Source organism: Rhizobium sp. Root1334 (genome assembly GCF_001426665.1).
Lineage (GTDB): Bacteria > Pseudomonadota > Alphaproteobacteria > Rhizobiales > Rhizobiaceae > Pararhizobium.
The window spans coordinates 104247-130136 of record NZ_LMEY01000029.1; the positions used below are offsets into that span (position 1 = coordinate 104247).

The 25890-nt window shown below is 60.9% G+C and carries 27 protein-coding genes; 5 read left to right on the top strand and 22 right to left on the bottom strand.

Annotated elements, in window-relative coordinates:
• Nucleotides 1-17 precede the first annotated feature (17 nt).
• The 13 genes from ASD36_RS25360 to ASD36_RS25420 form a co-directional block, all read right to left on the bottom strand.
• Nucleotides 18-566 (bottom strand): DUF2867 domain-containing protein, encoded by a 549-nt coding sequence (locus tag ASD36_RS25360; protein ID WP_060641753.1) that lies wholly within the window; start codon nucleotides 564-566, stop codon nucleotides 18-20.
• A 117-nt stretch (nucleotides 567-683) separates the two neighbouring features.
• Nucleotides 684-2090 (bottom strand): dihydrolipoyl dehydrogenase, encoded by a 1407-nt coding sequence (gene lpdA, locus ASD36_RS25365; RefSeq protein ID WP_060502757.1) that lies wholly within the window; start codon nucleotides 2088-2090, stop codon nucleotides 684-686.
• 23 nt (nucleotides 2091-2113) lie between these two features.
• Entirely contained in the window at nucleotides 2114-2872 is a 759-nt protein-coding gene (locus tag ASD36_RS25370) for an SDR family oxidoreductase (protein WP_060502756.1), read from the bottom strand.
• On the bottom strand, nucleotides 2869-3363 hold the full coding sequence (locus ASD36_RS25375) for a hypothetical protein (protein WP_060512029.1): 495 nt from the start codon (nucleotides 3361-3363) through the stop codon (nucleotides 2869-2871). The genes ASD36_RS25370 and ASD36_RS25375 overlap by 4 nt, the downstream gene beginning before the upstream one ends.
• A 2-nt stretch (nucleotides 3364-3365) precedes the next feature.
• On the bottom strand, nucleotides 3366-4007 hold the full coding sequence (locus tag ASD36_RS25380) for a LysE family translocator (protein WP_060502754.1): 642 nt from the start codon (nucleotides 4005-4007) through the stop codon (nucleotides 3366-3368).
• 28 nt (nucleotides 4008-4035) lie between these two features.
• Nucleotides 4036-4449 carry an MAPEG family protein gene (locus tag ASD36_RS25385; RefSeq protein WP_060502753.1) on the bottom strand — a complete coding sequence of 138 codons (414 nt, stop codon included), beginning with the start codon at nucleotides 4447-4449 and terminating at the stop codon, nucleotides 4036-4038.
• Between the two features lie 12 nt (nucleotides 4450-4461).
• The gene (gene odhB / locus ASD36_RS25390) at nucleotides 4462-5700 is read right to left on the bottom strand and encodes a 2-oxoglutarate dehydrogenase complex dihydrolipoyllysine-residue succinyltransferase (protein WP_060502752.1); all 1239 of its coding nucleotides are present in this window, start codon (nucleotides 5698-5700) and stop codon (nucleotides 4462-4464) included.
• A 76-nt stretch (nucleotides 5701-5776) separates the two neighbouring features.
• Nucleotides 5777-8773: a 2-oxoglutarate dehydrogenase E1 component gene (locus tag ASD36_RS25395; protein WP_060502751.1), complete on the bottom strand. Its 2997-nt coding sequence runs from the start codon at nucleotides 8771-8773 to the stop codon at nucleotides 5777-5779.
• Nucleotides 8774-8942: 169 nt separating this feature from the next.
• Nucleotides 8943-9845, bottom strand: coding sequence for a succinate--CoA ligase subunit alpha (gene sucD / locus ASD36_RS25400; protein WP_037097360.1), 903 nt, complete (start codon nucleotides 9843-9845; stop codon nucleotides 8943-8945).
• Nucleotides 9846-9864: 19 nt separating this feature from the next.
• Nucleotides 9865-11058 carry an ADP-forming succinate--CoA ligase subunit beta gene (sucC, locus tag ASD36_RS25405; protein ID WP_060502749.1) on the bottom strand — a complete coding sequence of 398 codons (1194 nt, stop codon included), beginning with the start codon at nucleotides 11056-11058 and terminating at the stop codon, nucleotides 9865-9867.
• A gap of 46 nt (nucleotides 11059-11104) precedes the next feature.
• Nucleotides 11105-12067: a malate dehydrogenase gene (mdh, locus tag ASD36_RS25410; RefSeq protein WP_060502748.1), complete on the bottom strand. Its 963-nt coding sequence runs from the start codon at nucleotides 12065-12067 to the stop codon at nucleotides 11105-11107.
• A gap of 194 nt (nucleotides 12068-12261) precedes the next feature.
• Entirely contained in the window at nucleotides 12262-13416 is a 1155-nt protein-coding gene (gene zapE, locus ASD36_RS25415; RefSeq protein WP_082511996.1) for a cell division protein ZapE, read from the bottom strand.
• A gap of 65 nt (nucleotides 13417-13481) precedes the next feature.
• Entirely contained in the window at nucleotides 13482-14021 is a 540-nt protein-coding gene (locus ASD36_RS25420; protein WP_060502874.1) for a protease inhibitor Inh/omp19 family protein, read from the bottom strand.
• A 402-nt stretch (nucleotides 14022-14423) separates the two neighbouring features.
• On the opposite strand from ASD36_RS25420, the gene ASD36_RS25425 reads away from it, so the two are divergent.
• A complete protein-coding gene (locus ASD36_RS25425) occupies nucleotides 14424-15350 on the top strand; it encodes a hypothetical protein (protein ID WP_060502746.1) in 927 nt (308 codons plus the stop codon).
• Nucleotides 15351-15558: 208 nt separating this feature from the next.
• Here the strand turns inward: ASD36_RS25425 and ASD36_RS25430 are convergent, their stop codons facing one another.
• The 4 genes from ASD36_RS25430 to sdhC are packed head-to-tail and all read right to left on the bottom strand — an operon-like array spanning nucleotide 15559 to nucleotide 18990.
• Nucleotides 15559-16338 carry a succinate dehydrogenase iron-sulfur subunit gene (locus ASD36_RS25430; RefSeq protein ID WP_060502745.1) on the bottom strand — a complete coding sequence of 260 codons (780 nt, stop codon included), beginning with the start codon at nucleotides 16336-16338 and terminating at the stop codon, nucleotides 15559-15561.
• A 12-nt stretch (nucleotides 16339-16350) separates the two neighbouring features.
• Nucleotides 16351-18195, bottom strand: coding sequence for a succinate dehydrogenase flavoprotein subunit (gene sdhA / locus ASD36_RS25435; RefSeq protein ID WP_060502744.1), 1845 nt, complete (start codon nucleotides 18193-18195; stop codon nucleotides 16351-16353).
• 6 nt (nucleotides 18196-18201) lie between these two features.
• Complete coding sequence (sdhD, locus tag ASD36_RS25440) at nucleotides 18202-18582, bottom strand: succinate dehydrogenase, hydrophobic membrane anchor protein (protein ID WP_060502743.1); 381 nt, start codon at nucleotides 18580-18582, stop codon at nucleotides 18202-18204.
• Between the two features lie 15 nt (nucleotides 18583-18597).
• Nucleotides 18598-18990, bottom strand: coding sequence for a succinate dehydrogenase, cytochrome b556 subunit (sdhC, locus tag ASD36_RS25445; protein ID WP_060502742.1), 393 nt, complete (start codon nucleotides 18988-18990; stop codon nucleotides 18598-18600).
• 313 nt (nucleotides 18991-19303) lie between these two features.
• On the opposite strand from sdhC, the gene ASD36_RS25450 reads away from it, so the two are divergent.
• Entirely contained in the window at nucleotides 19304-19921 is a 618-nt protein-coding gene (locus ASD36_RS25450) for a hypothetical protein (protein ID WP_156393920.1), read from the top strand.
• Nucleotides 19922-19940: 19 nt separating this feature from the next.
• Nucleotides 19941-20297 carry a DUF1801 domain-containing protein gene (locus ASD36_RS25455; RefSeq protein WP_060502740.1) on the top strand — a complete coding sequence of 119 codons (357 nt, stop codon included), beginning with the start codon at nucleotides 19941-19943 and terminating at the stop codon, nucleotides 20295-20297.
• 51 nt (nucleotides 20298-20348) lie between these two features.
• Here the strand turns inward: ASD36_RS25455 and ASD36_RS25460 are convergent, their stop codons facing one another.
• The 5 genes from ASD36_RS25460 to tsaD all read right to left on the bottom strand — a co-directional run bounded on the left by ASD36_RS25460 (nucleotide 20349) and on the right by tsaD (nucleotide 24035).
• Nucleotides 20349-21008, bottom strand: coding sequence for a methyltransferase (locus tag ASD36_RS25460; protein WP_060502873.1), 660 nt, complete (start codon nucleotides 21006-21008; stop codon nucleotides 20349-20351).
• 168 nt (nucleotides 21009-21176) lie between these two features.
• Entirely contained in the window at nucleotides 21177-21608 is a 432-nt protein-coding gene (locus ASD36_RS25465) for an EVE domain-containing protein (protein ID WP_060502739.1), read from the bottom strand.
• A 2-nt stretch (nucleotides 21609-21610) separates the two neighbouring features.
• Nucleotides 21611-21904 (bottom strand): YciI-like protein, encoded by a 294-nt coding sequence (locus ASD36_RS25470; protein WP_060502738.1) that lies wholly within the window; start codon nucleotides 21902-21904, stop codon nucleotides 21611-21613.
• Nucleotides 21905-21939: 35 nt separating this feature from the next.
• Entirely contained in the window at nucleotides 21940-22938 is a 999-nt protein-coding gene (locus tag ASD36_RS25475; RefSeq protein ID WP_060502737.1) for an NAD(P)H-dependent glycerol-3-phosphate dehydrogenase, read from the bottom strand.
• Nucleotides 22938-24035 (bottom strand): tRNA (adenosine(37)-N6)-threonylcarbamoyltransferase complex transferase subunit TsaD, encoded by a 1098-nt coding sequence (gene tsaD, locus ASD36_RS25480; protein WP_060502736.1) that lies wholly within the window; start codon nucleotides 24033-24035, stop codon nucleotides 22938-22940. Before tsaD ends, ASD36_RS25475 begins: the two co-directional genes overlap by 1 nt.
• A gap of 76 nt (nucleotides 24036-24111) precedes the next feature.
• On the opposite strand from tsaD, the gene hemC reads away from it, so the two are divergent.
• Together hemC and ASD36_RS25490 are read left to right on the top strand one after the other, a co-directional pair.
• Nucleotides 24112-25041, top strand: a complete 930-nt coding sequence (gene hemC / locus ASD36_RS25485; protein WP_060502735.1) for a hydroxymethylbilane synthase — start codon at nucleotides 24112-24114, stop codon at nucleotides 25039-25041.
• Between the two features lie 2 nt (nucleotides 25042-25043).
• Nucleotides 25044-25766: a uroporphyrinogen-III synthase gene (locus tag ASD36_RS25490; RefSeq protein ID WP_082511995.1), complete on the top strand. Its 723-nt coding sequence runs from the start codon at nucleotides 25044-25046 to the stop codon at nucleotides 25764-25766.
• Nucleotides 25767-25890 lie beyond the last annotated feature (124 nt).

The window sequence follows — 25890 nt, forward strand, 5'->3', positions numbered from 1 at the left end:
AGCCAGCGGTTGCGCCGTCAGAAGGAAATGGCGCGCAACCGCGGTTTTGCAAGGGCGGACCGGCAGGCGGGCTCGCAAGAGCCCACCGGACGGGCAAGCCGGGCCAGCATCGTCCTGACGATCAGCCGGTGAAACGGTGTGATGACAGCAATGTAGATCTTGCCCAGCAGGATCTTGCGGCGCACCAGCGTCGTGACGCTGACCCTTTGGGCGAGTTCGCCGGCCTGGCGCACGTCGATGACGATGCGGAAATCCAGATGCGTGTCGTCAAAGCCGAGTACGGTCTGTTCACTGGACTTCGAAATGACGGGAAAAAAGCCGATCATCTCCGTTTGACTGCCTGGATGATCGCCCGAGCCCTTCAGTCCGAAGGGGCGGACAACCAGATTTCGCAACCACAACAGAGCACGTGCCCAGACCGGAAAAACACCCATTGCACGCCTGCTCGCGGAAATCGCGTTTGTCGATTGGCCGGGAACAACGAGCTCGTAACAATCTGCCCAATCGGCGAGCGGCAGGGCTGGGTGTGGCAACGTGACAGGAACGGAATGGGTACGGGGGGCCATCGGCGCGTGCTCCTTGAATGCGCCGATTCTAGACCGCGCACTCAGGAGCCGCAAAGGGGCCGATTGTCACGGCCCCTCATACCAAGTCTCTCATCGAGACTTGGTATTGCTGGTTTCTTACATATGGATCGGCTTGAAGAAGGTCGCGAGAGCCGCTTCCTTCACCGCTTCCGACATGGTCGGATGGGCATGGCAGGTGCGGCCGAGATCTTCCGAAGAGCCGCCGAATTCCATCAGAACGGTGATTTCGTGGATCATTTCGCCAGCGCCGAAGCCGACGATGTGACCACCGAGAACCCGGTCGGTTTCCTTGTCGGCCAGAATCTTCACGAACCCATCCGTCTGCAGCATGGCGCGGGCACGGCCATTGGCGGTGAACGGGAACTTGCCGACCTTGTAGGCAATGCCTGCAGCCTTCAGCTCTTCCTCGGTCTTGCCGACGGAGGCGACTTCCGGCTGGGTGTAGACGACGCTCGGGATGACGTCATAGTTCACGTGGCCAGCCTGACCGGCAATGATCTCGGCAACGGCAACACCTTCGTCTTCGGCCTTGTGGGCCAGCATCGGTCCGCGCACGACGTCACCGATGGCATAGATGCCGGTGACGTTGGTCTGGAAATGACCATCGATTTCGACGCGGCCGCGGCTGTCCATGACGACACCGGCCTCAGCCAGGCCGAGACCATCGGTGAACGGCTTGCGGCCTGTGGCGATCAGCACGACATCGGCATCGATCGTCGCAGCATCGCCGCCCTTGACCGGTTCGAACGTTACCTTGGCGCCGTCTCCGGCCTTCTCAACGCCGGTCACCTTGGCGCCGAGCTTGAAGTCGATGCCCTGCTTGGCGAGCATCCGCTGGAACTGCTTGGAGACTTCACCGTCCATGCCGCCGAGGATCGTGTCGAGATATTCGACGACGGTCACCTTGGCGCCGAGACGCGACCAGACGGAACCGAGCTCGAGGCCGATGACACCGCCGCCGACGACGACCATGGTGGCCGGAACCTTTTCCAGCGCGATGCCGCCGGTGGACGAGATGATGATCTTTTCGTCGATTTCAACGGGAACGCCGGGGATGCCTGCGACATCCGAACCGGTGGCGATGACGATGTTCTTCGTCTCGATGACCTGCTCTTCGCCCTTGTCATTGGTGACGGAGACCTTGCCTTCGCCGACAACCTTACCGGTTCCCTGGAAGGCATCGATCTTGTTCTTCTTGAACAGGAAGGCGACGCCATCGGTGTTCGACTTTACCGTTGCATCCTTGTGGGCCATCATCTTGCCAAGGTTCAGCGTCGGAGCCGCGACTTCGACACCCAGCGCATCGATGCCGTGGCCGGTCTGATGGAAGACTTCGGATGCGTGCAGCAGCGCCTTGGAGGGAATGCAGCCGATGTTGAGGCAGGTGCCGCCATAGGTGGCGCGCTTCTCGATGACGCCAACCTTGAGCCCGAGCTGGGCTGCCTTGATGGCGCAGACATAGCCGCCGGGGCCAGTACCGATAACGATGAGATCATAAGCCATTGAAAAGTCCTTCCTGAGAGCGGCTAGCGTCCGCCGCTGACGTTGAGAATGGCGCCCGTAACATAGGACGACGAAGGGGAGATGAGATAGAGAACAGCATCGGCGACCTCTTGCGCGGTGCCTGGCCGTTTCATGGGAATAGTCGGCCCGAGTTCACGGGCACGGTCCGGAAGCCCGCCGGAGGCGTGGATATCCGTATCGATGATGCCGGGGCGTACCGCGTTGACGCGGATGCCATCCGAGGCGACTTCGCGCGAAAGGCCGATGGTGAACGTGTCGATAGCACCCTTGGAGGCGGCATAATCGACATACTGCCCGGCCGAGCCAAGCACGGATGCCACCGACGAAATATTGACGATGACGCCGCCCTTGCCACCATGACGCACCGACATACGGCGGACTGCCGCAGCGGCACAGAGGATCGAGCCGGAGACATTGACGCGCAGCATGCGCTCCAGCCGCTCGGCGGTAATGTCCTCGACACGTGCCGGCATGCCGACGATGCCGGCATTGTTGACCAGCCCGTCGAGACGGCCGAACCTCTCGTCGATCGCCGCAAAGATATCAGCAATTCCGGCCTCGTTGCCGACGTCGCCTTCCACCGCAATCGCAACACCACCTTCCGCTTCGATCGCAGCCACGACTGCGTCAGCGGCAGAGCGGTTGGAGGCATAGTTTACGGCAACCGCCCAGCCTTGCTCGGCGGCAGACCGGCAGATCGCGGCACCGATGCCGCGGCTGCCGCCGGTGACCAGCAAAACGGGCCTGTCATTCCGCGTCATTGGCTGCATCCCTTGAAGGTCAGAACATCCCAGGGCGCGACAGTCGCCTTGCCCCAGATGGATGAATTGCGGATCGCCGGGCCGAAATCGGGCAAAAGTACCTGCGCGGCGGCTTCGAGGCCTTCGCCGGGCAACGAGAGGACCTTGCCATCCGCACTGACCGAATAGATCACGCCCTGCCAGATCGTGCAGGCGGCGATGTCGTCGCCGGTCACGTCACCTTCCGGGCATTTGTGCATGATCATGCCGTTGGCGCGCACAGGCTCGTCGGATTGCATGACGATGCCATCAAGCACCAGATCGGTCTTGCCGACCTTGACCTTGAAATGATTGCTGGTGGCGGCACTGGCCGAGCCGACCGGCTCGAAATGCAACTTGTAAGCATTATCCGCATCACCATAGATCGCCTGTTCCTGCAGGCAGTCGGCGGCACCTGCCGGCGAAACCGCCAGAAATGCGCTCAGGATAGATGCGGGGCCCGCGAGACGCATGCTCAGGCCGCCTTTTCCGTGGCGAGCTTCAGGCCAAGCGCAATGAAGACCATGCCGCTGGCGCGGTCGATCCACTGGCTGGCGCGCGAGAAGGCGGCGCGCATCTTCGGCGTCGTCATGAACATGCTGACACCGACGAACCAGAGGATCAGGCAACTGGCCATCACCAGCCCGTAGCCGAAATTGACCATGATCGGCGTATGGGCGCTGACCACCGTCGAGAAGATCGACAGGAAGAAGAAGACCGGCTTCGGGTTCAAGGCATTGGCGGCAAAGCCGAGGCCGAATGCCTTCAGCCCCGACTGGCGCTTTTCACCGGCCTGCACCCCTTCGGCCTGCGCCGTCATGTCGGTCTTGCCCGCCCGCAGCGACTTGACGCCGATATAGAGAAGGTAAGCGACACCGCACCATTTGACGATGTTGAACAGGTAGATCGACTGCGAGATGATCAGCCCGAGACCGAGGATCGTATAGGTCACATGGAACATCAGCGACGCGCCGACGCCGAAGGACGTGATGATGGCGGAGCGGCGGCCGTTGACGATCGACTGGCGCATGACCATGGCAAGGTCTGCGCCCGGAGAAACGATAGCGAAGGCGAAGATGGCCATCAGCGAGGCGAGTTCGAACAGATAGGGATGCACTGCACTCTCCGTTTATCGCTGTGGGACGTCAGAAAATCAGCGTCGCGACCATGATGAGAAGCCCGGCAAGCGAACCGAGCCAGATGAGCGAGCGGATATAGGGAACACCCGCCAGATAAAGCGGAATATAAATGATCCGGCAGACAAGCCAAGTCCAGGCACCGGTCAGGCCCCAGCCGGTGAGATCGCCGGTGATGGCCAGCGCAAGAGCCAGGCCGACAAAAGCCGGATAAGTCTCACGGAAATTCGCCGATGCCCGGGCCGCCCGGCCGGCCAGTTTGCCGGAGGGTTTCTTTTCCTCATCCCGCGGACCGGCATTCCATGCCGATCCAAGTTCGAGGGTTGCAGAAAAGCCCTGCAGTGAGACATGAAACACCAGCAGCACCACGCTCCATGCAAGAAGCGTGACGAAGGGCGATACCGCCAGTGCTGCCGGGTCCATGCCTATCGTTCCTTACAGGTCGAGAACGAGGCGTTCCGGATCTTCCAGGCTTTCCTTGACGCGCACGAGGAAGGTAACCGCTTCCTTGCCGTCAACGATGCGGTGGTCATAGGAGAGCGCGAGATACATCATCGGACGGATGACGATCTGGCCGCCGACGACGACCGGGCGATCCTGAATCTTGTGCATGCCAAGAATGCCCGACTGCGGCGCATTGAGGATCGGCGAGGACATCAGCGAACCGTAGACGCCACCATTGGTGATCGTGAACGTGCCGCCCTGCATGTCGCCCATGGAGAGGGCGCCATCGCGAGCGAGCTTGGCGAGACGGCCAAGATCCTTCTCGACTTCGGCGATCGACATTTCGTCGGCGTCGCGGATGACCGGAACGACGAGGCCCTTATCAGTGCCGACGGCCATGCCGATATGGCAGAAGTTCTTGTAGATGATGTCGGTGCCGTCGATCTCGGCGTTGACCGAAGGAATTTCCTTCAGGGCATGCGTCACAGCCTTGGTGAAGAAGCCCATGAAGCCGAGCTTGACGCCGTGCTTCTTCTCAAAGATGTCCTTGTACTTGGTGCGCAGCGCCATCACGGCCGACATGTCCACCTCGTTATAGGTGGTCAGCATCGCTGCTGTGTTCTGCGCATCCTTGAGGCGCTTGGCGATGGTCTGGCGCAGGCGGGTCATCTTGACGCGCTCTTCGCGCGGCGCGTCCTCGGCCGACGACGGACCACGCGATACGGCCTTTACCGGCTCGGAAGCGGCTGGTGCCGAAATGCCCTTGGCAACGGCAGCGATGACATCGCCCTTCAGAACCTGACCGCGCTTGCCGGAGCCGTCGACCTGATCGGCCGAGAGGTTGTTTTCAGCCAGCATCTTTGCGGCAGCAGGAGCTGCCGGCATGGCGGACGCAACCGGTGCGGCGGCCGGTGCAGCAGCGGCGGCTGCAGGGGCAGCAGCAGCCGGTTCAGCCTTCTTTTCAGCGGCGGCCGGTGCGGCAGCACCAGCAGCGCCTGCTGCGATGTTGCCGAGCAGCGCGCCGAGGCCGACGGTCTCGCCGGCAGCGGCGACGATTTCGGACAGCACGCCAGCGGCTGGCGACGGAACTTCGATCGTCACCTTGTCGGTTTCAAGTTCAAGCAGCGGCTCATCGGCCTTGACGGTATCGCCAACCTTCTTGAACCAGGTACCGATGGTGGCTTCGCTGACGGATTCGCCCAGAGTGGGAACGCGGATTTCTGTGGCCATGATTTTTTGTCGTCCGTTGATCGGGTGTCGGTTTCTGTTGAGGCAAAAGAGGGAGGCCTTTCAGCCTCCCGTTTTCTTAGCCCCCGAGGGCGTCTTCGAGGAATGCGGCAAGCTGGGCGAGATGCTTGGACATCAGGCCCGTCGCCGGAGAGGCGGCAGCCGGACGGCCGGTGTAACGCACGCGCTGGTACTTTGCATCGATATGGGCAAGCACCCATTCCAGGTACGGGTCGATGAACGACCACGCGCCCATGTTCTTCGGCTCTTCCTGGCACCAGACCATTTCGGCATGGCGGAAGCGCGAGAGTTCGTTGATCAGCGCCTTGGCTGGGAACGGATAGAGCTGTTCGACGCGCAGCAGGTAGACATCGTCGATGCCACGCTTTTCACGCTCTTCCAGCAGGTCGTAATAGACCTTGCCGGTGCAAAGCACGACGCGGCGGATCTTGGCGTCCTTCTGCAGCTTGATCGGGCCGTCCTTGATGACCTCGGCATCGTCCCAAAGCAGACGGTGGAACGAGGTCTCGCCCGCCATTTCCGACAACGAGGAGACAGCACGCTTGTGGCGCAGCAGTGACTTCGGCGTCATCATGATCAGCGGTTTGCGGAAGTCACGCTTCGTTTGGCGGCGCAGAATGTGGAAGTAGTTCGCCGGCGTCGTGACGTTGGCGACCTGCATGTTGTCTTCGGCGCACATCTGCAACCAACGCTCAAGGCGGGCCGAGGAATGTTCCGGACCCTGGCCTTCGTAGCCGTGCGGCAGCAGGCAGACGAGACCCGACATACGCAGCCACTTGCGCTCACCCGACGAGATGAACTGGTCGAACACGACCTGCGCACCGTTGGCGAAGTCGCCGAACTGGGCTTCCCAGAGCGTCAGCGCGTTCGGACGGGCCAGCGAATAGCCGTATTCGAAACCGAGTACAGCCTCTTCCGAAAGCATCGAGTTGATGACTTCGTAACGGGCCTGGGTCGGCGACAGGTTGGCCAGCGGGATGTAGCGGTCTTCGGTTTCCTGATCGTAGAGAACCGAGTGGCGCTGCGAGAACGTGCCGCGTTCGCAATCCTGGCCCGACAGACGAATCTTGGTGCCGTCGATGCAAAGCGTGCCGAAAGCCAGCGCTTCGGCCATCGCCCAATCGACGCCTTCACCGGTCTGGACCATGTTGGCCCGGCCGTCCATGAAACGCTGAATGGTCTTGTGGGCATGGAAGCCCGCCGGAACTTCCGACAGCTTGCGGCCTACTTCCTTGAGCGACTTCATCGGAACCGAGGTCTTGCCGCGGCGCTGCTCATCCTGGTTGTCGGCGGCGCGAAGTCCCGACCACACACCGTCCAGCCAGTCGGCCTTGTTCGGCTTGTAGGATTGGCCTGCCTCGAACTCCTGCTCGAGATGCGCACGCCAGTCGGCCCGCATCTTTTCCAGTTCGCCTTCGGTGATCAGGCCTTCGGCGATCAGACGCTGGGCGTAGATCTGCACGACCGTCTTGTGGGCGCGGATGACCTTGTACATTTTCGGCTGCGTGAATGACGGCTCATCACCTTCGTTATGGCCGAAGCGGCGATAGCAGAACATGTCGACGACGACAGGCTTGTGATACTTCATCCGGTATTCGGTGGCGATCTTGGCAGCGTAGACGACCGCTTCAGGATCGTCGCCGTTGACGTGGAAGATCGGCGCTTCGATCATCTTGGCAACGTCCGACGGATAGGGCGACGAACGCGAGAAGGCCGGATTGGTGGTGAAGCCGATCTGGTTGTTGATGATGAAATGCACCGTACCGGCAACGCGGTGACCGCGCAGGCCTGACAGGCCGAGGATTTCAGCCGTGACGCCCTGGCCGGCAAAGGCAGCGTCGCCGTGCAGCAAAAGCGGCATGACTTGCGCGCGCTCGGACAGCGGAATGACGTCGCCTTCGAAGATCTTCGCCATCTGGTCCTGCTTGGCGCGGGCCTTGCCCATGACGACAGGATTGACGATTTCCAGATGCGACGGGTTGGCCGTCAGCGACAGGTGAACCTTGTTGCCGTCGAACTCGCGGTCCGAGGAGGCACCCAGATGGTACTTCACGTCGCCCGAGCCTTCAACGTCGTCCGGTGCGTAGGAGCCGCCCTTGAACTCGTGGAACACGGCGCGATGCGGCTTGCCCATGACGTTGGTCAAGACGTTCAGACGGCCGCGATGGGCCATGCCGAGGATGACCTCTTTCAGGCCTTCCTGACCGCCGCGCTTGATGATCTGCTCCAGCGCCGGGATCAGCGATTCACCGCCGTCGAGACCGAAGCGCTTGGTGCCCTTATACTTGACGTCGATGAACTGCTCGAAGCCTTCGGCCTCGATCAGCTTCTGCAGGATGGCCTTCTTGCCCTCAGGCGTGAAATCAACACCCTTATCCGGGCCTTCGATGCGTTCCTGGATCCAGCCTTTGATTTCCGGATCGGAGATGTGCATGAACTCGACACCGAGCGTCGAGCAATAGGTGCGCTCGAGAATGTCGACGATCTCGCGCAGGGTTGCGTATTCAAGACCAAGCACGTTGTCGATAAAAATCGGCCGGTCCATGTCTTCCGGGCCGAAACCGTAGTTCGACGGCGAAAGCTCGTGATAATCCTCGACCGGAGCGGCGATTGCCAACGGGTCGAGCTTGGCATGCAGGTGGCCGCGCATGCGGTAGGCGCGGATCAGCATGATCGCGCGCACGCTGTCACGGGTCGACTGGTGAACGTCGGCGGGCGCTGCGGCAACGCCGGTCACGGCAGCCTTGGCTTCGGCCTTCGCCTGAACCTTCTTTTCGATGACCTTTTCAACCGTGCCCCAGTCGCCGTCCAGCGCCGAGACCAGTTCGCCACTGGCTTGGATTGGCCAGTGTGGCTTCTTCCACGAAGCGCCCTTGGCGGCCTTGATCACGTCTTCCGGCTGCTCCTGCAGCGCCTTGAAGAACGACTGCCATTCGCCGGAGACCGACGACGGATCGTTTTCGTAGCGCGCATAGAGCTGGTCGATATAGCCAGCATTCGCTCCATCGAGGAACGAGGTCAGCTGAAATTGCTCGTTGGCTTCTTGCCGTGCCATGGTGTTCCGCGGACCTGTCCGTCCGCCTCCTGACTAGTTAACTCTGCCGGGTGGATGGCCCCGGTAAACCGCATTTTCGAGAGCGCCGGATGCGCCCCCGCGTCATCAGATGGTGCGGACCGGGCCAACCGCAATGGGCGGCCCGGTCACGTTATTCGCTTGGAACGTCTCAGCCCTTGAGGACTTCGACCAGCGTCTTGCCGAGGCGCGCCGGGGAAGGCGATACCTTGATACCGGCCGCTTCCATGGCCGAGATCTTGGATTCCGCATCGCCCTTGCCGCCGGAAACGACAGCACCGGCGTGGCCCATGGTGCGGCCCTTCGGAGCGGTACGGCCGGCGATGAAGCCTGCCATCGGCTTCTTGCGGCCCTTCTTGGCTTCGTCGATCAGGAACTGGGCTGCATCTTCTTCAGCCGAGCCGCCGATTTCGCCGATCATGATGATCGAGGTCGTGGCCGGATCGGCCAGGAACATCTCAAGCACATCGATGAACTCGGTGCCCTTGACCGGGTCGCCGCCGATGCCGACAGCCGTCGTCTGGCCAAGGCCTTCGTTCGACGTCTGGAACACGGCTTCATAGGTCAGCGTGCCGGAGCGCGACACGATACCGACCGAACCCTTGCGGAAGATCGAGCCCGGCATGATGCCGATCTTGCATTCTTCCGGCGTCAGGATGCCCGGGCAGTTCGGGCCGAGCAGGCGCGACTTGGAGCGGTCGAGGCGAGCCTTGACGCGAACCATGTCCATGACCGGAATGCCTTCGGTGATGCAGGTGATGAACGGGATCTCGGCTTCGATCGCCTCGATGATCGCGTCGGCAGCACCTGCCGGCGGAACGTAGATCACCGATGCGTCTGCGCCGGTGCGTTCCTTGGCTTCAGCGACGGACGCGAAGATCGGCAGGCTTTCGCCCTTCGAGCCGGTCCAGGTTTCGCCACCCTTCTTCGGGTGGATACCACCGACCATCTGCGTGCCGTAGTAGGCAAGCGCCTGTTCGGTGTGGAACGTACCGGTCTTGCCGGTCAGGCCCTGAACCAGGACCTTGGTATTCTTGTTGACGAGAATAGACATGAGTTCGGGTCCTTAAAAATTAGGCGTTGATCGCAGCGACGATCTTCTTGGCCGCATCGTCCAAGTCGTCTGCCGCCGTGATCGCGAGACCCGATTCGTTCAGAATCTTCTTGCCGAGCTCGACATTGGTACCTTCGAGGCGCACGACGAGCGGAACCTTGAGGCCGACTTCCTGCACCGCAGCGACAACACCTTCAGCGATGACGTCGCACTTCATGATGCCGCCGAAGATGTTGACGAGGATGCCCTCGACCTTCGGGTCAGCCGTGATGATCTTGAAGGCAGCAGCCACCTTCTCCTTGCCGGCGCCACCGCCGACGTCGCAGAAGTTTGCCGGCTCCTTGCCGTACAGCTTGATGATGTCCATCGTCGCCATGGCGAGACCAGCGCCGTTGACCATGCAGCCGATGTTGCCGTCGAGAGCGACGTAAGCGAGGTCCCACTTGGAGGCTTCGATTTCCTTGGCGTCCTCTTCGGTCTCGTCGCGCAGCGCCTTGACGTCGTCGTGGCGGAAAATCGCGTTGCCGTCGAAGGACATCTTGGCGTCGAGGACACGCAGATGGTCATTCTTCATGACGATCAGCGGGTTGACCTCGAGCAGCGCCATGTCCTTCTCGTTGAAGGCTTTGTAGAGGATCGGGAACAGCGACTTGGCGTCTTCGGCAGCAGCGCCCGAAAGCTCGAGTGCCTTGGAGATCGCAGCAACGTCAGCGTCGGTCACGCCCGTTTCCGGGTCGATTGCGATTGTGTGGATCTTTTCCGGCGTGTCATGGGCGACAGCCTCGATGTCCATGCCGCCTTCGGTCGAGACGACGAAGGCAACGCGGCCAACCGAACGGTCGACCAAAAGCGAGAGGTAAAGCTCGCGGGCAATGTCGGCGCCGTCTTCGATGTAGAGGCGGTTGACCTGCTTGCCGGCTTCGCCGGTCTGCGCGGTTACCAGCGTGTTGCCCATCATTTCCTTGGCATGCGCCTTGGCTTCGTCGATGGAGAACGCCAGGCGAACGCCACCCTTGGCATCCGGGCCGAGTTCCTTGAACTTGCCCTTGCCGCGGCCGCCAGCGTGGATCTGGCTCTTGACGACGTAGAGCGGGCCTGGAAGCGACTTTGCAGCCGCTTCTGCCTCGTCGGCGGAGAAGATGGCAACACCTTCTGCGACCGGAGCGCCAAAGGTCTTCAGCAGAGCCTTGGCCTGATATTCATGAATGTTCATGGGGATATTTCCTGTTTAAGCCGAGCGGTAATTACGTGAGGCGCAATTACTTCAGGCTGGGCGCGATGGCGACGCAGGCTTCGCAAAGACCGGCAACCGCGGCAACCGACTTGTCGAAGGCTTCCTGTTCGGCCTTGTTGAACTCGACTTCGATGATACGCTCGACACCACCGGCGCCGATGATCGTCGGGACGCCGACATACATGTCCTTGACACCGTACTGGCCGGTGAGATGGGCGGCGACGGGCAGAACGCGCTTCTTGTCCTTGAGGAAGGATTCAGCCATTTCGATCGCCGAAGCGGCCGGAGCGTAGTAGGCCGAACCGGTCTTGAGCAGACCAACGATTTCGGCGCCACCGTCACGGGTGCGCTGGATGATTTCTTCGAGGCGTTCCTTGGTGACCCAGCCCATCTTGACCAGATCGGTCAGCGGAATGCCGCCAACGGTCGAGTAACGGGCAAGCGGCACCATCGTGTCGCCATGGCCGCCGAGAACGAAGGCGGTGACGTCCTGGACGGAAACGTTGAATTCCTGGGACAGGAACAGGCGGAAGCGCGAGCTGTCGAGAACGCCGGCCATGCCGACAACCATGTTCTTCGGCAGGCCGGAGAACTTCTGCAGCGCCCAGACCATCGCGTCGAGCGGGTTGGTGATGCAGATGACGAAAGCGTTCGGGGCATACTTCTTGATGCCGGCGCCGACCTGTTCCATCACCTTGAGGTTGATGCCGAGCAGATCGTCGCGGCTCATGCCCGGCTTGCGGGCAACGCCGGCGGTGACGATGCAGACATCGGCGCCTTCGATTGCGGAATAGTCGCTGGCACCGGTCAGGTTGGCATTGAAGCCTTCGACGGGGGAGGACTGAGCGATATCGAGACCCTTGCCCTGCGGAATGCCGTCAGCGATGTCGAACAGGACGATATCGCCCAGTTCCTTCAAGCCGGCGAGATGCGCCAGCGTGCCACCAATCATTCCAGAACCAATAAGTGCGATCTTGTTGCGCGCCATGAAAGTGCTTCCTTTGCGATCCAAATCTGACAAGGCCTGACGTGGCGCTCTAAGCGCAGACTGTGGCAAACCTTCGGCGCTAGGAATTAAGCTTCAAAATCTAAAATATCAACCGATACTTTCGGACAGAACAATTTCAATCGGTTAGATCATAAAATTCTTACGTAAACGTAAGAATTTACGTCGCCGTTCTGTCATAAAACACCAGAAGCTGCATGATGGTTAGCCGCGTATTCTTTGCTCTGCAGCTCAATGAGCCGCGACACCGTGCGGTCAAACTCGAAACCCTCGGTGCCTTTTTTCGCCGTCAGCAGATTGATCGGCGCCGATGCTGCAGAAGCAAACAGCCGGGCGCCATGATCGTAGATCGTATCGACCAGCATGATGAAGCGCTTGGTCTCGTTGCGGCGTTCCGGCCCGAGATGCGGAATATGCTCGACGAAAATCGTCCGGTAATGCGAAAGGATGGCGAGATAATCGGCGGCGCCCAGCGGCTTTTCGCAGAGGTCTGCGAAGGAAAAACGAGCGCATTCGCCGGCAGCCTTGGGCACGACGATCTTGCGTCCCTTGAACGCCACCTCGGCGGAGGCAACCGTCAGCCCCGCCGTTGCCAGCCTCCAGGCATTGTCGAGTTCGGCGTCGGCTTGCGGGCCAAGCGGCGATGACCAGACTGGTAGTCCCTCGATCTTCGCCAGCCGGTAATCCGTCGTTGTATCCAGCGGCACGATAGCGGCATGCGCCTTCAACAGATCGATGAACGGCAGAAACAGGCCGCGATTGAGACCATCCCTGTAAAGATTGCCCGGCTCGACATTCGATGTCGCCACCAGCACGCAGCCTTTGGAGAAGAGTTCGCCGAACAGCCGCGACAGGATCATCGCATCGGCAATATCGGTGACGGAAAACTCGTCGAAGCACAGAAGCCGCGCTTCGGCAAAGATCTCGGCCGCCACCGGCGGCATCGGGTCCGCCTGCCGCGTCTCGCCATTTTTCAGCTTCTGCCGGTGCTTGAAGATGCGATCATGCACATCGGCCATGAATTCGTGGAAATGCGCCCGCCGCTTGCGCTTGATCGGCACCGTCTCGAAGAACAGGTCCATCAGCATGGTCTTGCCACGCCCGACGCCCCCGTAGAGATAAAGCCCCTTCAGCGGCGGATGTTCATTCTTGCGTGAAGCAAACAGCCATCCAAGCGCATTCGACTTGCGCTCGGCGCGGCCGGCGGCGAGCTCTGAGGAAAGGTGATCGAGCCGCCTGGCGATGGCAAGCTGCGCCGGATCACGCGACAGCGTTCCCGCCGCGACCATGGCTTCGAGTTTTCGTGAAATACTGTCTTCGGGATTTGGCACGCGCTGGACCGCCCTGGTGTCGGAAACGACGGCAAGAAAAAGCCCGGCTGATGCCGGGCTGGTGGTTAGCGGCTAAGACTGACCGACTGGCCGCCATTGGTCGAGCCGTCAAAGCGTGCATCGGCCGTCTTGAACAGGCGGGCGAGCGGATTGCCGTTGCGATCCTTCAAGACGACTTGCTTGCCGGCCACTTCCCAGGATCCCATCGCCGTCAGTTCGCCAGCGCAACCGCGCGTACCGCCGCGCGAACCGCTGCCGAGATTGGTCAGCGTCAGGAACATGTCGCAGGATGCGCCCGCATTCGAGACACGCCAGTTGCCTACCATCGATTCCTTGGTGACATCAAGCGCATTGGCCGCCGCAGCAGTATCGGTAGCACCCGGCGTCGTGACGCCGCCGACCGCCGCCGTGCCGCTGACCGGCGCTGCCGGAAACTGCGAGGTATCACCGGGCGCTGCAAGCTGGCCGGAAGAGACACTCGGCACAGGCTGCGCCTGCAATGGAGCCGGCGCGGGGTTTCCACCGAAATCGCTCATGGACGTCCGCTGACATCCAGCCAGCGCCAGCACCAAGGCCAGTCCCGCTACCGTATGTATTGTCCGCATGTTCAAGCTCCCGATCATCTCTGCTATCGCGTTGTCCAGGGGAATATAGGCGGAATTAGCTTAAAACTAACTTTAAATTCAAGATGCACCGGATTCTTTAAGACTGTGGCATGATTGAAACGGTTCCCATCCTGCTCTGCGAAGTTGCCGGCGCATCAGGATGCCGGGCGATATCCGCTCTACCGGCGACAACGACACTACACTGGCAGGCTTCAATCTGAACACGCTGGATCTACAGCGCAAACCGGCAATAAAATACCTGGCAGCTCCTTCGAAAGGGGAGATCCCAAGCTCGGAAAGCCTGAAGGCTCGCCTACAATCAAACAACCATCATTCAACCATAACGACAGATTCAGGCAAGCATTCCCCTCTAAAGCGAAAGCACTCAAGGAGGGACAGGCAATGAATATCAGCGGCATCAGCTATTTCAACATTCAAACCGCCGGACCGCTAGCCGCCACCAGACAGCTGGCCACCTCCGGAAATCCAGTTACGTCTGCCACCTCCTATGGCGCGCCTGAACCTGCCGGTAACGACGGCGACATCGGAACATACGATAGTTTTGGCAAATTAGCCCCGATATCCGACAGCTTCGTAACATCGCAGCCGAACGGCTTTGAAATTTACATGCCGGTCCGCCCCGGGTTTTCGTCCAACAATTTAGCCCTGGCGGTGACCGATCCGGCGGCGGAACCATTCTCGTCGGGCAAGACAAAGACGGAAGTTGCCGAAGCAGCACGCAAGGCGATCGACAGCCGATACGCCCAGATGAGCGGGAACGGACAACCGTTCGGGTACAACAGTCATGAGGGCAAGGATTGGTATTCCGCCCTCGGCGATCTGGATCGCCGGGCTTTGAATGCCATGCGCACCGACACGACCGGGCTTTTTTCCAAAGAGGAAAAGGATATGGCGGCGTCAATCATGGCAAATCAGCAGGGGCTCGCCATGGGGCTCTATGCTGGCCCCATACGGCTGGCGGAAACATTCGTATCAGACCCTTCCAATCACATGGCAGTCGGGAAAGCCGGGGCGCTCTGGCTCGACAAGGTCAGCTATGAAGAGAAAACCACATCTATCGAATGGATGGAGCAGCGGGCAGCGACACAACGCCTCTATGAGCATGGCGCGGAGCATGCCGGGGTCGAGCCAGAGGACCTGAGTTCCGGCTTCTCATTTGTCGATATGTTGTTGCAGGCCTATAAAGACCTCGAACAGCTGGGCGAAGGGTACGATTTGAAGGATGTCCCGGCCTATCAGAAGGCGTTCGAACTCTTTGCGAACTACGCGCCAGCCAAACAACAGACTGCATCAACCTTATACCTTTGATCACAGCGATCAGTTCGCCAATTTTCCCAATCGGAAAGTATGGCGTGACTTGTTTTGCTACCTCGCGAGGGGCGTGCGACCGGCGGCGGCTTTTCAGTAAAAAAGCCGGCCGCAACGTTTGCTGCGGCCGGCTTCAATACATGAAAAGTGTCGATCTGGATGAAGGCCGAGGCAAGTGGGCCTCCACGATCACCCCCACACCCAGTTATCAGACGCGGCGTTCGACCATCATCTTCTTGATCTCGCCGATCGCCTTCGCCGGATTCAAACCCTTCGGACAGGTCTGGGCGCAGTTCATGATCGTGTGGCAGCGATAGAGACGGAACGGATCCTCAAGATTGTCGAGGCGCTCGCCCTTGGCTTCGTCGCGGCTGTCGATCAGCCAGCGATAGGCCTGCAGCAGCACAGCCGGGCCGAGATAACGGTCGCCATTCCACCAGTAGCTGGGGCACGAGGCGGAACAGCAGGCGCAGAGAATGCACTCATAGAGGCCGTCGAGCTTCTGGCGATCCTCATGGCTCTGCTTCCATTCCTTGGCCGGTGTCGGCGAAACCGTCTTCAGCCAGGGCTCGATCGAGCGGTGCTGGGCGTAGAAATTGGTGAGATCCGGCACGAGGTCCTTGACAACAGGCATATGCGGCAGCGGGTAAACCTTTACCGCCCCCTTCACCTCGTCCATGCCCTTGGTGCAGGCCAGCGTATTGGTGCCGTCGATGTTCATGGCGCAGGAACCGCAGATGCCTTCGCGGCAGGAACGGCGCAGCGTCAGCGTCGGGTCGATCTTGTTCTTGATGTACAGAAGCGCATCGAGAACCATCGGGCCGCAGTCGTCGACATCGATATAGAACGTATCGATCGACGGGTTCTTGCCGTCGTCCGGGCTCCAGCGATAGATGCGGAATTCGCGGGTATTGGTGGCACCGGCCGGCTTCGGCCAGACCTTGCCTTCCGTCATCGTCGAGTTCTTGGGGAGAGCGAGTTCAACCATGGATCATTCTCCTCAATACACGCGTGCCTTGGGCTCGATCTTTTTCGGATCGATGCCTTCGGCCAGAAGTTCGGTGTGAACCGGACGATAGTCGAGACGGACTTCGCCGGCCTCGTTCACCCAGGACAGCGTATGCTTGCGCCAGTTGACGTCGTCGCGGCCGGCAAACGGGCCGTCGACAAAGTCCTCACGCGCATGGCTGCCACGGCTTTCCTTGCGGGCCTCGGCGCCGTAGACGGTGACGATGGCGTTGGCCATCAGGTTTTCCAGCTCCAGCGTTTCCACCAGGTCGGAATTCCAGATCATCGAACGGTCGGTGACCTTGACGTCGGCCAGTTCCTGCCAGATGGCGCTCATCCGCTTGCAGCCGCTCTCCAGCGATTCCTGGGTGCGGAACACGGCAGCGTCGTCCTGCATGGTCTTCTGCATCTTTTCGCGCAGAACCGCCGTCGGCGTGCCGCCATCGGCAAACCGCAGCCTGTCAAAGCGCGTCATGATCTTTTCGCAGGCTTTTTCGTTGATCGGCGGGATCGGTGCGGCGCGGTCGATGACTTCACCGGCGCGGATCGCAGCGGCGCGGCCGAAAACCACGAGGTCGATCAGCGAGTTGGAGCCGAGACGGTTTGCGCCGTGCACCGAGGCGCAACCGGCTTCACCGACAGCCATCAGGCCCGGCAGCACACGCTCGGGATTTTCACCGTCGGCATTCAGCACTTCGCCCCAGTAGTTGGTCGGAATGCCGCCCATGTTGTAGTGAACGGTCGGCAGGACCGGGATCGGCTCGCGCGTCACGTCGACACCGGCAAAGATCTTGGCGCTCTCGGAAATGCCCGGCAGGCGCTCGTGCAGAACGGCCGGATCGAGATGGTCGAGATGCAGGTAGATATGGTCCTTGTTCTTGCCGACGCCGCGGCCTTCGCGGATTTCCAGCGTCATGCAGCGGGACACCACGTCGCGCGAGGCAAGATCCTTGGCCGATGGCGCATAGCGCTCCATGAAGCGCTCGCCTTCGGAATTGACGAGATAACCGCCTTCGCCGCGCGCGCCTTCGGTGATCAGGCAGCCCGAGCCGTAGATGCCGGTCGGGTGGAACTGGACGAACTCCATGTCCTGCAAAGGCAGGCCGGCGCGTGCCACCATGCCGCCACCGTCGCCGGTGCAGGTATGGGCCGAGGTCGCCGAGAAATAGGAGCGGCCATAGCCGCCGGTCGCCAGAACGACCATCTTGGCGGAGAAGCGATGGATCGTGCCGTCGTCGAGGTTCCAGGCAACGACGCCGGTGCAGCGGCTGCCGTCATCCGACATGATCAGGTCGAGTGCGAAATACTCGATGAAGAATTCGGCGTTGTTCTTCAGAGACTGGCCATAGAGCGTGTGCAGGATAGCGTGGCCGGTGCGGTCGGCAACGGCGCAAGTGCGCTGTACCGGCGGGCCTTCGCCGTAGTTCTGCATGTGGCCGCCAAACGGCCGCTGATAGATCTTGCCTTCGGCATTGCGCGAGAACGGAACGCCATAATGTTCCAGCTCGTAAACGGCTTTCGGCGCTTCCATCGTCAGGTACTGCATGGCATCGACGTCGCCGAGCCAGTCGGAACCCTTGACCGTGTCATAGAGATGCCACTGCCAGCTGTCCGGCGTCATATTGGTCAGCGAGGCGGCAATGCCGCCCTGGGCTGCGACCGTATGCGAGCGCGTCGGAAAAACCTTGGTGATGCAGGCCGTCTTGAAACCCTGTTCGGCCATGCCAAGCGTTGCGCGCAATCCGGCGCCGCCGGCGCCGACGACGATGACGTCATAAGCATGGTCGACATAATCATAGGCGTGGCCGTTGATGAGCGGCGATGAGGTGGGTGCCATTGTGAATTACCCTGCAAACGCGATCTTCAGGATGGCGAAAAGACAGAGCCCGCCAACTGCGATCGCAAAAAACGTATTGAGCATGACGAGGACGACCTTGGCGCCTTCGTTGTGAACATAGTCCTCGATGACGACCTGCATGCCGAGCTTCATGTGGATCAGGCCGGAGATGACCACCAGCCCCATGATCACCGCCACGAAGGGGTTCGACAGGGCAACGACGACTTCAGCATAGGGCGCGCCTGCATATTTGATCAGGAACAGCACGAAGAAGATGATCAATGGCACGTTGGCGACGGCCGTCAGCCGCTGGCGCCAGAAATGATCGGTGCCTTCCTTGGCCGAACCGAGGCCGCGAACCTTGCCGAGGGGAGTACGCATATCCATGGAATTCTTGTCCTCTCAGCGAACCGCGTAGCCGACGATCCAGATCAGCGCGGTAACCGCGACCGAACCGATCAGGTTGGCAATGGCAAGCTTGGTGGCGAAATGCTTCTCGTAGCCGTAGCCCAGATCCCAGACAAAGTGCCTGAGACCGCCGAACAGATGATGCACCAGCGCCCAGGTATAGCCAAACAGAACGAGCTGGCCGATGATCGTGCCGAAGGCCCACATGGCCCAGTCGTAATGTTCCGGTCCGCTGGCTGCGGCGATCAGCCACCATGCAACAAGCACCGTGCCGAAGTACAAGGCACAGCCGGTAATGCGGTGCACAATGGACATGACCATCGTGGGGATAGGCTTATAGATTTGTAGATGCGGCGACAAAGGCCGGCTTTTGGTGACATTCGTCATCTGAACCTCACGGAAGACCCGGAAAGATGCCCAAAAACTGGACTATTTTCATCCGGTATTGCACCTGATTGTGCGCAATTCAGTCAGCCGACGTTTAATCACCATATTGATTAACGACAAGTGTGTTTGCACTGCAAAATCAATTTAATCGATTAGACGAAAATGTGGCGGCTTGACCGGCGCGATTCGCCCACCGCGTTAACGATAAGGCGTGAAAATTCAACGCAATCCGTGACTTTTGCGGGCATGTGCCCCACATTGCCCGTTAAGGATTTGTTAAGACCCATCCGGAGGGCTGCACGAAATGCGTCCATTGAGCATTCAGAATGCGACGAAAGTCTTGATCGCGGCGCTCGCTGTGATCCTCTCGTTCGCCAGTTTCGCCGAAGCACGTGATCGCAATGGCGAAAGAAATCACGTCCGCCGGCCGCATTTCGAACGGTCGCATGATCAGCGCCCCCATCGCGGACGGCAGGAAGCCATTTCCGGCGTCACGGCCGATCGCTACTATTACCGCCGCGACTGGCGAGATCGCGGATACCGCTATGATCGCCGGCATGACAGATTCCAGTTCGACAGGCGCCAGGCCAATCGCGGCCATTTCCAGCCGAGATATGGACGTGACCGCTTTGACCCCACCCTCCCGGTGCGGGAATATCGTGGCCAGCGCCCAAGCGGCTGGAGCCAGTCCTATGGCGGCGACGGTTTCCCATCCTATGCCAATGGCGGCACCTATTTCGGCGGCTTGTCGGCCTGGACCGATCCCGGCAACGGCACCTATTTCAGCTCAGAGCGGAGCGGCTACGGTTACTTTCCGGATGATACCGGCATGACCTATCCCGCGGTGCGCCCGAAAATCATCCACGTCAATCCGTCGACCAACGCGCGCGCCTGTTCCTGGGAATCCGGCGTTTGCGTGATCCGGCGGTGACAGATAGAGCCATAGCCGCATGAGTGCCGATAAAGTTGCAATCCTTCTGCAAGACGTAAAAGAGCATCGCGCGGATCTCTTTCCGATTGTCGCGCGCCTGCGCGACGTGATTCTGGCCGCCGGTCCTGCGATTACCGAGGAGGTGAAGTATGGTGGATTGCTGTTTTCATCCGGCCAGAGCTTCTGCGGCGTTTTTCCCTACAAGGACCACGTGACGCTGGAATTCAGCCAGGGTGCATCCCTCACTGACCCGCATGGCTTCCTGTCCGGCGAGGGCAAGTACCGGCGCCACATCAAACTGGAGACCATGCAGGATATCGAGACAAGCCACGTTGCCGATTATATCACGGCAGCACATGCGGCGGTGAACACCTGACCGCCTGCGCTATGGTTCGGCGCATCATCATTTGCCGCGCCGTGAAAGTCCTCAATCACAACCCGCGCTCAAAAAACGCCAGACCGTGGTCTTCTTGACCTCGCTGTCCTCCAGCGCCCGGGTCACCGGCACCTGGTAGGTCGCCAGCATCTGCATCCGGTCCCGCGGGCAATAGGCACGGCCGGGATCACCGACGAGGACATCGGCTCCCTCGGCGGCCAGCGCGCTCAGCCACCGCACGATCCGGTCGGCAAACGCCTTGTCATAAAAGACATCGCCAGCCAGATAGACATCCGCATCCCGCCCGGCGCCGATCATGTCGAGGCCCGCGGAAGCGACGTCGACACCATTCAGCGCGGCATTGAGCCGGATCGCCGTTTCGGTCCACGGATCGATATCGACGGCCAGCACCGACGATGCCCCTGCCTTCATCGCCGCGATCGCCACCAGACCCGAGCCGGAAGCGAAATCGATCACCCGCTTGCCGGCCACCAAATCCGGATGATCGAGAATATGCCGCGCCAGCCCCTGCCCACCCGCCCAGGCAAACGCCCAGAACGGCGGCGGCAAGCCTATCTCTTCCAGCTCTTCCTCCGTCTTCAGCCACAGATCATGCGCTTCGCTGGCCAGATAGAGCCGCACCTCCGGCACATGCGGCGGCGCCATGATGTCCGTGTTCTCGCGGATGAAGGTTTCGGGATTGGTTTTCATGGAGTCTGTTTGATGATTGGCCATTAGGTTGACGGCACCTCTTCTCCCCAGCGGGGAGAAGGTGGCCCATGGGGCCGGATGAGAGGGCGGTACACTCAGACTCGCTGAAACACCCCCTCATCGCCTCACTTCGTTCGGCACTTCTCCCCGCAGGGGAGAAGAGGAAGATCACCGCGGCGGATTATCCAGCCCGCCGATCCGGCAGATTTCCAGATACTCCTCCTCGGTCACCGGCTGCACCGATAGCCGCATCGAGGTAACCAGCGCCATCTTCTCGAATTTCGGATTGGCCTTGATGTCCTTCAGCGATACCGGGTTCGGCAGGTCGCAGACGGCGCGGATATCGACGCAATCCCAGCGGGCATCGCCCTCGGCGGTCGAATCCGGGTGCGACAGTGCACAGACCTCGGTGATCCCGACGATCTCCAGTCCCTCGTTCGAGTGGTAGAAGAAACCCTTGTCGCCGATCTGCATCGCCCGCATGTTGTTGCGCGCCAGATAGTTGCGCACGCCCGTCCATTCGGTCCCCTTGGCACCCGCATCCTTCTGCATCGCCCAGGACCATTTGAACGGTTCGGACTTGTAAAGCCAATACCCCACGCTCAGGCCTCCGGCTTGTTGAAGACCCAGTTCCAGGGCTTGATATCGACATTGGAAAACAAGCCGGCCTTGGCATAGGGATCGGCGCTCGCGATGGCCCGCACGTCCTCGATCGTCTCTGCCTTCAAAACCACCAGGCTGCCATTCGGCTTGCCGGCATCGTCAAGAAACGGACCGGCGAAGACCAGCGTACCCTTGGCGTTGAGATCGTTCAGAAACTCGACATGCGCGGGACGGGCGTCCATCCGCACCTGCAGGGCATTCGGCTTGTCCGTGCACAGAACCGCAAACAGCATTGTGTTCTCCTTGATTGCCTATTCTTAGGAAGTGTTTATTCCTGCGTGATCGGCCGGGACATCAGCTGTTCCAGCGCCGTCTTCACGTCCATCTTTCCATCAATGATCGCAGCCACCGCTTCGGTGACCGGCATATCGACACCCAGTTGCCGGGCCACATCGGCAGCGACGGAGGCAGCAAACGCACCTTCGACCAGCTCATTCGAATGCCCCTTGGCACTGCCGCTCTGCCCGAGCGCGATGCCATAACGCAGATTGCGCGACTGATGGCTGGTTGCTGTCAACACCAGATCGCCAAGACCGGACAGCCCGCGTACCGTATCCGCCTCGCCGCCCCGTGCCGCAACGAACCGTGACATCTCGGCCAGTCCGCGCGAAATCAGCGCCGCCCGGGCGGAATCGCCAAGACCTGCCCCTTCGACGATACCGCAGGCAATCGCCAGCACATTCTTCAACGCGCCGCCGAGCTGCACCCCAATACGGTCAGCCGACGGATAAAGACGAAAAGTCGCACCCGACAAGGCTTCGGCCAGAACCGCGGCCCGCTCGACAGAGCCCGCCGCAATCACCATCGCCGTCGGCAAGCCCTTGGCGATATCGGCGGCAAACCCCGGGCCGGAGAGCACGGCGACATTCTGCAGATGCAGCTCTTCCTCGACGACATCGGTCAGCAACCGGCCACTCGCCCGCTCCATGCCTTTGGCGCAGATCACCACATCGGCCCCCTTGCCGATGAAACCGTGCAATGACCGCCCAGCCTCGCGCTGCGCCTGCGATGGCATGGCGAAGAGCACGATGCCGGCACCCTCAAGAACGGTTGGGTCATCGGAAACAACAAGCGTTTCCGGCAGATCGATGCCCGGCAGCGCGCTGTCATTGCGGCCGGTTTGCTTGAATTCCTCGACGATACTTTCGCGGCGGGTGAGCAGCGTCACCGGCACCTTGCCAGAGGCGGCGGCAACGGCGGCCAGTGCCGTTCCGAAGGCCCCGGAGCCAACGACGACGATACGATCGGTATTCATGACGTCCGCCATCACGCCTTTGCTCCCCGCTTGCCAAAGCCGATCAGGGCTTTCGCATCCGCATCCAGCGGCCAGCGCGAACGCGGCGCCACATCGAGATCATCGGCCGGCAATCCTGCCGCCATGCGCTCGGCCCCCGCCCAAGCGATCATTGCCGCATTGTCGGTGCACAGTTGCATCGGCGGCGCGATGAAGTGAAAGCCATTCTTGTCGCACAGCTCCTGCAGCGTCGCCCGCAGCGTCTGGTTGGCCGCCACCCCGCCGGCCACCACCAGCGCCGGATGCGTCACCGTGCCGGCAAACTGCTCCTTGAAGCGGGCAAGCCCGCGGCCGATGCGATCCTTCAGCGTGCGCGAAATCGCCTTCTGGAAGGAGGCGCAGATATCGGCGATGTCCTGTTCGGTCACTGGCTCGATCGACTGCGCCGCCTGGCGCACGGCCGTCTTCAGGCCGGAAAATGAAAAATCGAGCCGCGCTTCGCCGACCAGCGGACGCGGGAAGGAAAACCGGTCCGGATTGCCACTTTTTGCCGCACGCTCCACCGCCGGACCGCCAGGATAAGGCAGCCCCAGAAGCTTCGCGGTCTTGTCGAACGCCTCGCCCAGCGCATCGTCGATTGTCGTCCCCCAGCGCTCGTAGACGCCGACGCCCTTCACCAGGATCAGCTGTGTGTGGCCACCGGAAACCAGCAGCATCAGATAGGGAAAGGCCAGCCCATCGGTCAGCCGTGCTGTCAGCGCATGACCTTCCAGATGATTGACGGCATAAAGCGGTTTTCCCGATGCCCGTGCCATCGCCTTGCCGGTCATCAGGCCCACAAGCAGGCCGCCGATCAGGCCGGGACCGCTGGTGGCGGCAATCGCATCGATATCCGCAAGGGTTACCCCGGCGCGCAAAAGCGCTTCCTCGATCAACGTATCCAGCGCCTCGACATGGGCGCGCGCCGCGATCTCCGGGACGACGCCACCATAGGCGCTGTGCTCTTCCAGCTGGCTCAACACCACGTCGCCCAGAATTTCGCCGTGGCCGTTTTCGTCGCGCAACACGACGGAAGCTGCGGTCTCATCACAGCTTGTTTCGATACCGAGGATGCGCAGGCGGGCAGACATGGGCAGAATTACTCGAACATTGCGGTCGCGGGGAAAGGCGGATACACGGAACTCCGGTAACAACGGATCGCAGTGGATGCAAACAAAACCTTTCCGGATCGGCACGCGGGGCAGCCCCCTGGCGTTGGCGCAGGCCCATGAAACGCGGGACCGGCTGGTGGCTGCGCATGGTATGCCGGCCGAAATGTTCGAAATCGTCGTACTGTCGACCATGGGCGACCGGATCACTGACCGGTCGCTGTCGGAAATCGGCGGCAAGGGCCTCTTCACTCAGGAACTGGAGGATATGCTCACCTCCGGCGGGCTGGATTTTGCCGTGCATTCCTCCAAGGACATGCCGACCAAGCTGCCAACGGGCCTCTATCTCTCCGCCTACCTGCCGCGCGAAGACGCCCGCGACGCCTTTGTCGGTCGCACCGCCAGGAAACTTCTCGATCTGCCGCAAGGAGCCACGATTGGCTCGTCGTCGCTGCGCCGTCAGGCGCTCATCAAGCGCCTGCGCCCGGATATCAACGTCATCACCTATCGCGGCCTCGTCGATACCCGGCTAAGAAAGCTGGCCGAGGGCCAGGTCGATGCGACGCTGCTTGCCTTTGCGGGCCTGAAGCGGCTGGGCAAGGACGACGTGCCAACCGAGCTTCTCGATCCCGAAACCTTCCCGCCAGCCCCGGCACAGGGCGCAATCTGTATTGAAAGCCGGATCGACGACAACCGGGTCAATAGTCTGCTCGAAGCGATCAACGATGCGCGAACCCACGAGGCCGTCACCTGTGAACGTGCATTCCTTGGGACGCTCGACGGCTCCTGCCGCACGCCGATTGCCGGTTACGCGGTCTCTGATGGCGAAAACATTCGTTTTTCCGGCATGGTCCTGACGCCTGATGGCAGCGAATATTTCCGCGTGGGCATTGAGGGCAAGGCAGCCGATGCCGAACAGCTTGGCGCCAAGGCCGGCAACGATATCCGCCTCGATGCGGGACCGGACTTCTTTTCGAGCTGGGCGTGAGCATGCCCGCCCCGTTGCGCATTCTTGTCACTAGGCCCAGGCCTTCAGCGGCGGCAACCGCAGCAAAGCTCGCAGCGATGGGGCACGAGGCCGTGCTTCTGCCGGTCATGGAAGCCATCCATCAGCCACGAGCGGCACTGGAAGCGCTGACCCATGCCCACAGCGCCATTGCCGTCACCAGCGCCGAAGTGTTTCGTGCCTTGGCACCCTATGGCGAACAGGTGACGCCGCATCTACGGACACCGGTCTATTGCGTCGGTCCCGCAACGGCGCAGGCAGCACAACGCATGGGCTTCCAATCCCTGATAACGGGCAGCGGCACCGGCGTTTCCCTGGCAAAGATTGCCGCGGCCGCATCGGTCGATCTCGCTGACGGCCTGGTCTATCTCGCCGGGTCGCCGCGCTCTCCGGCTTTCGAGGCAGGGTTACAGGCCGCAGGCATCGCCTGCCGCACCGCCGAGACCTACCGGATGTCGGCCATCGCGCACCCACCCGGGACAGTCGAGCAATGTCTGCATCCGCCGGTCCCGGACCTCGTTCTGCTCTATTCGCACGAAACCGCACGGCATTTTTTCGCGCTGCTGTCTCCACAAACGACACACAGGATGTCCGGCATGCGTATCCTGTGCCTCAGCCAACACGTCGCAAATGCCATCCCCCCTGGTTTCGGGCCGGTCGCCATTGCCGCGGAGCCTTCCGAAGAAGCCCTTCTCGCCCTCGTCTGACCCGCTGCACCACAGGCAGCGGAACACAAATCCATCCAGCGACGGTCAAGGAATTGTCGCTTGGGGGCTTTCCCTATCCCTGCCGCATGTCTAGGTTTAAGACTGTACGTCAAGTTCATGCGAT

Bases quoted from the DNA above. Each gene is read 5' to 3' on its own strand.
- ASD36_RS25360 (WP_060641753.1), bottom strand. From the start codon at position 566: ATGGCCCCCCGTACCCATTCCGTTCCTGTCACGTTGCCACACCCAGCC.
- lpdA (WP_060502757.1), bottom strand. From the start codon at position 2,090: ATGGCTTATGATCTCATCGTTATCGGTACTGGCCCCGGCGGCTATGTC.
- ASD36_RS25370 (WP_060502756.1), bottom strand. From the start codon at position 2,872: ATGACGCGGAATGACAGGCCCGTTTTGCTGGTCACCGGCGGCAGCCGC.
- ASD36_RS25375 (WP_060512029.1), bottom strand. From the start codon at position 3,363: ATGCGTCTCGCGGGCCCCGCATCTATCCTGAGCGCATTTCTGGCGGTT.
- ASD36_RS25385 (WP_060502753.1), bottom strand. From the start codon at position 4,449: ATGGACCCGGCAGCACTGGCGGTATCGCCCTTCGTCACGCTTCTTGCA.
- odhB (WP_060502752.1), bottom strand. From the start codon at position 5,700: ATGGCCACAGAAATCCGCGTTCCCACTCTGGGCGAATCCGTCAGCGAA.
- ASD36_RS25395 (WP_060502751.1), bottom strand. From the start codon at position 8,773: ATGGCACGGCAAGAAGCCAACGAGCAATTTCAGCTGACCTCGTTCCTC.
- sucD (WP_037097360.1), bottom strand. From the start codon at position 9,845: ATGTCTATTCTCGTCAACAAGAATACCAAGGTCCTGGTTCAGGGCCTG.
- sucC (WP_060502749.1), bottom strand. From the start codon at position 11,058: ATGAACATTCATGAATATCAGGCCAAGGCTCTGCTGAAGACCTTTGGC.
- mdh (WP_060502748.1), bottom strand. From the start codon at position 12,067: ATGGCGCGCAACAAGATCGCACTTATTGGTTCTGGAATGATTGGTGGC.
- ASD36_RS25420 (WP_060502874.1), bottom strand. From the start codon at position 14,021: ATGCGGACAATACATACGGTAGCGGGACTGGCCTTGGTGCTGGCGCTG.
- ASD36_RS25425 (WP_060502746.1), top strand. From the start codon at position 14,424: ATGAATATCAGCGGCATCAGCTATTTCAACATTCAAACCGCCGGACCG.
- ASD36_RS25430 (WP_060502745.1), bottom strand. From the start codon at position 16,338: ATGGTTGAACTCGCTCTCCCCAAGAACTCGACGATGACGGAAGGCAAG.
- sdhA (WP_060502744.1), bottom strand. From the start codon at position 18,195: ATGGCACCCACCTCATCGCCGCTCATCAACGGCCACGCCTATGATTAT.
- sdhD (WP_060502743.1), bottom strand. From the start codon at position 18,582: ATGGATATGCGTACTCCCCTCGGCAAGGTTCGCGGCCTCGGTTCGGCC.
- sdhC (WP_060502742.1), bottom strand. From the start codon at position 18,990: ATGACGAATGTCACCAAAAGCCGGCCTTTGTCGCCGCATCTACAAATC.
- ASD36_RS25455 (WP_060502740.1), top strand. From the start codon at position 19,941: ATGAGTGCCGATAAAGTTGCAATCCTTCTGCAAGACGTAAAAGAGCAT.
- ASD36_RS25460 (WP_060502873.1), bottom strand. From the start codon at position 21,008: ATGAAAACCAATCCCGAAACCTTCATCCGCGAGAACACGGACATCATG.
- ASD36_RS25470 (WP_060502738.1), bottom strand. From the start codon at position 21,904: ATGCTGTTTGCGGTTCTGTGCACGGACAAGCCGAATGCCCTGCAGGTG.
- ASD36_RS25475 (WP_060502737.1), bottom strand. From the start codon at position 22,938: ATGGCGGACGTCATGAATACCGATCGTATCGTCGTCGTTGGCTCCGGG.
- tsaD (WP_060502736.1), bottom strand. From the start codon at position 24,035: ATGTCTGCCCGCCTGCGCATCCTCGGTATCGAAACAAGCTGTGATGAG.
- hemC (WP_060502735.1), top strand. From the start codon at position 24,112: ATGCAAACAAAACCTTTCCGGATCGGCACGCGGGGCAGCCCCCTGGCG.
- ASD36_RS25490 (WP_082511995.1), top strand. From the start codon at position 25,044: ATGCCCGCCCCGTTGCGCATTCTTGTCACTAGGCCCAGGCCTTCAGCG.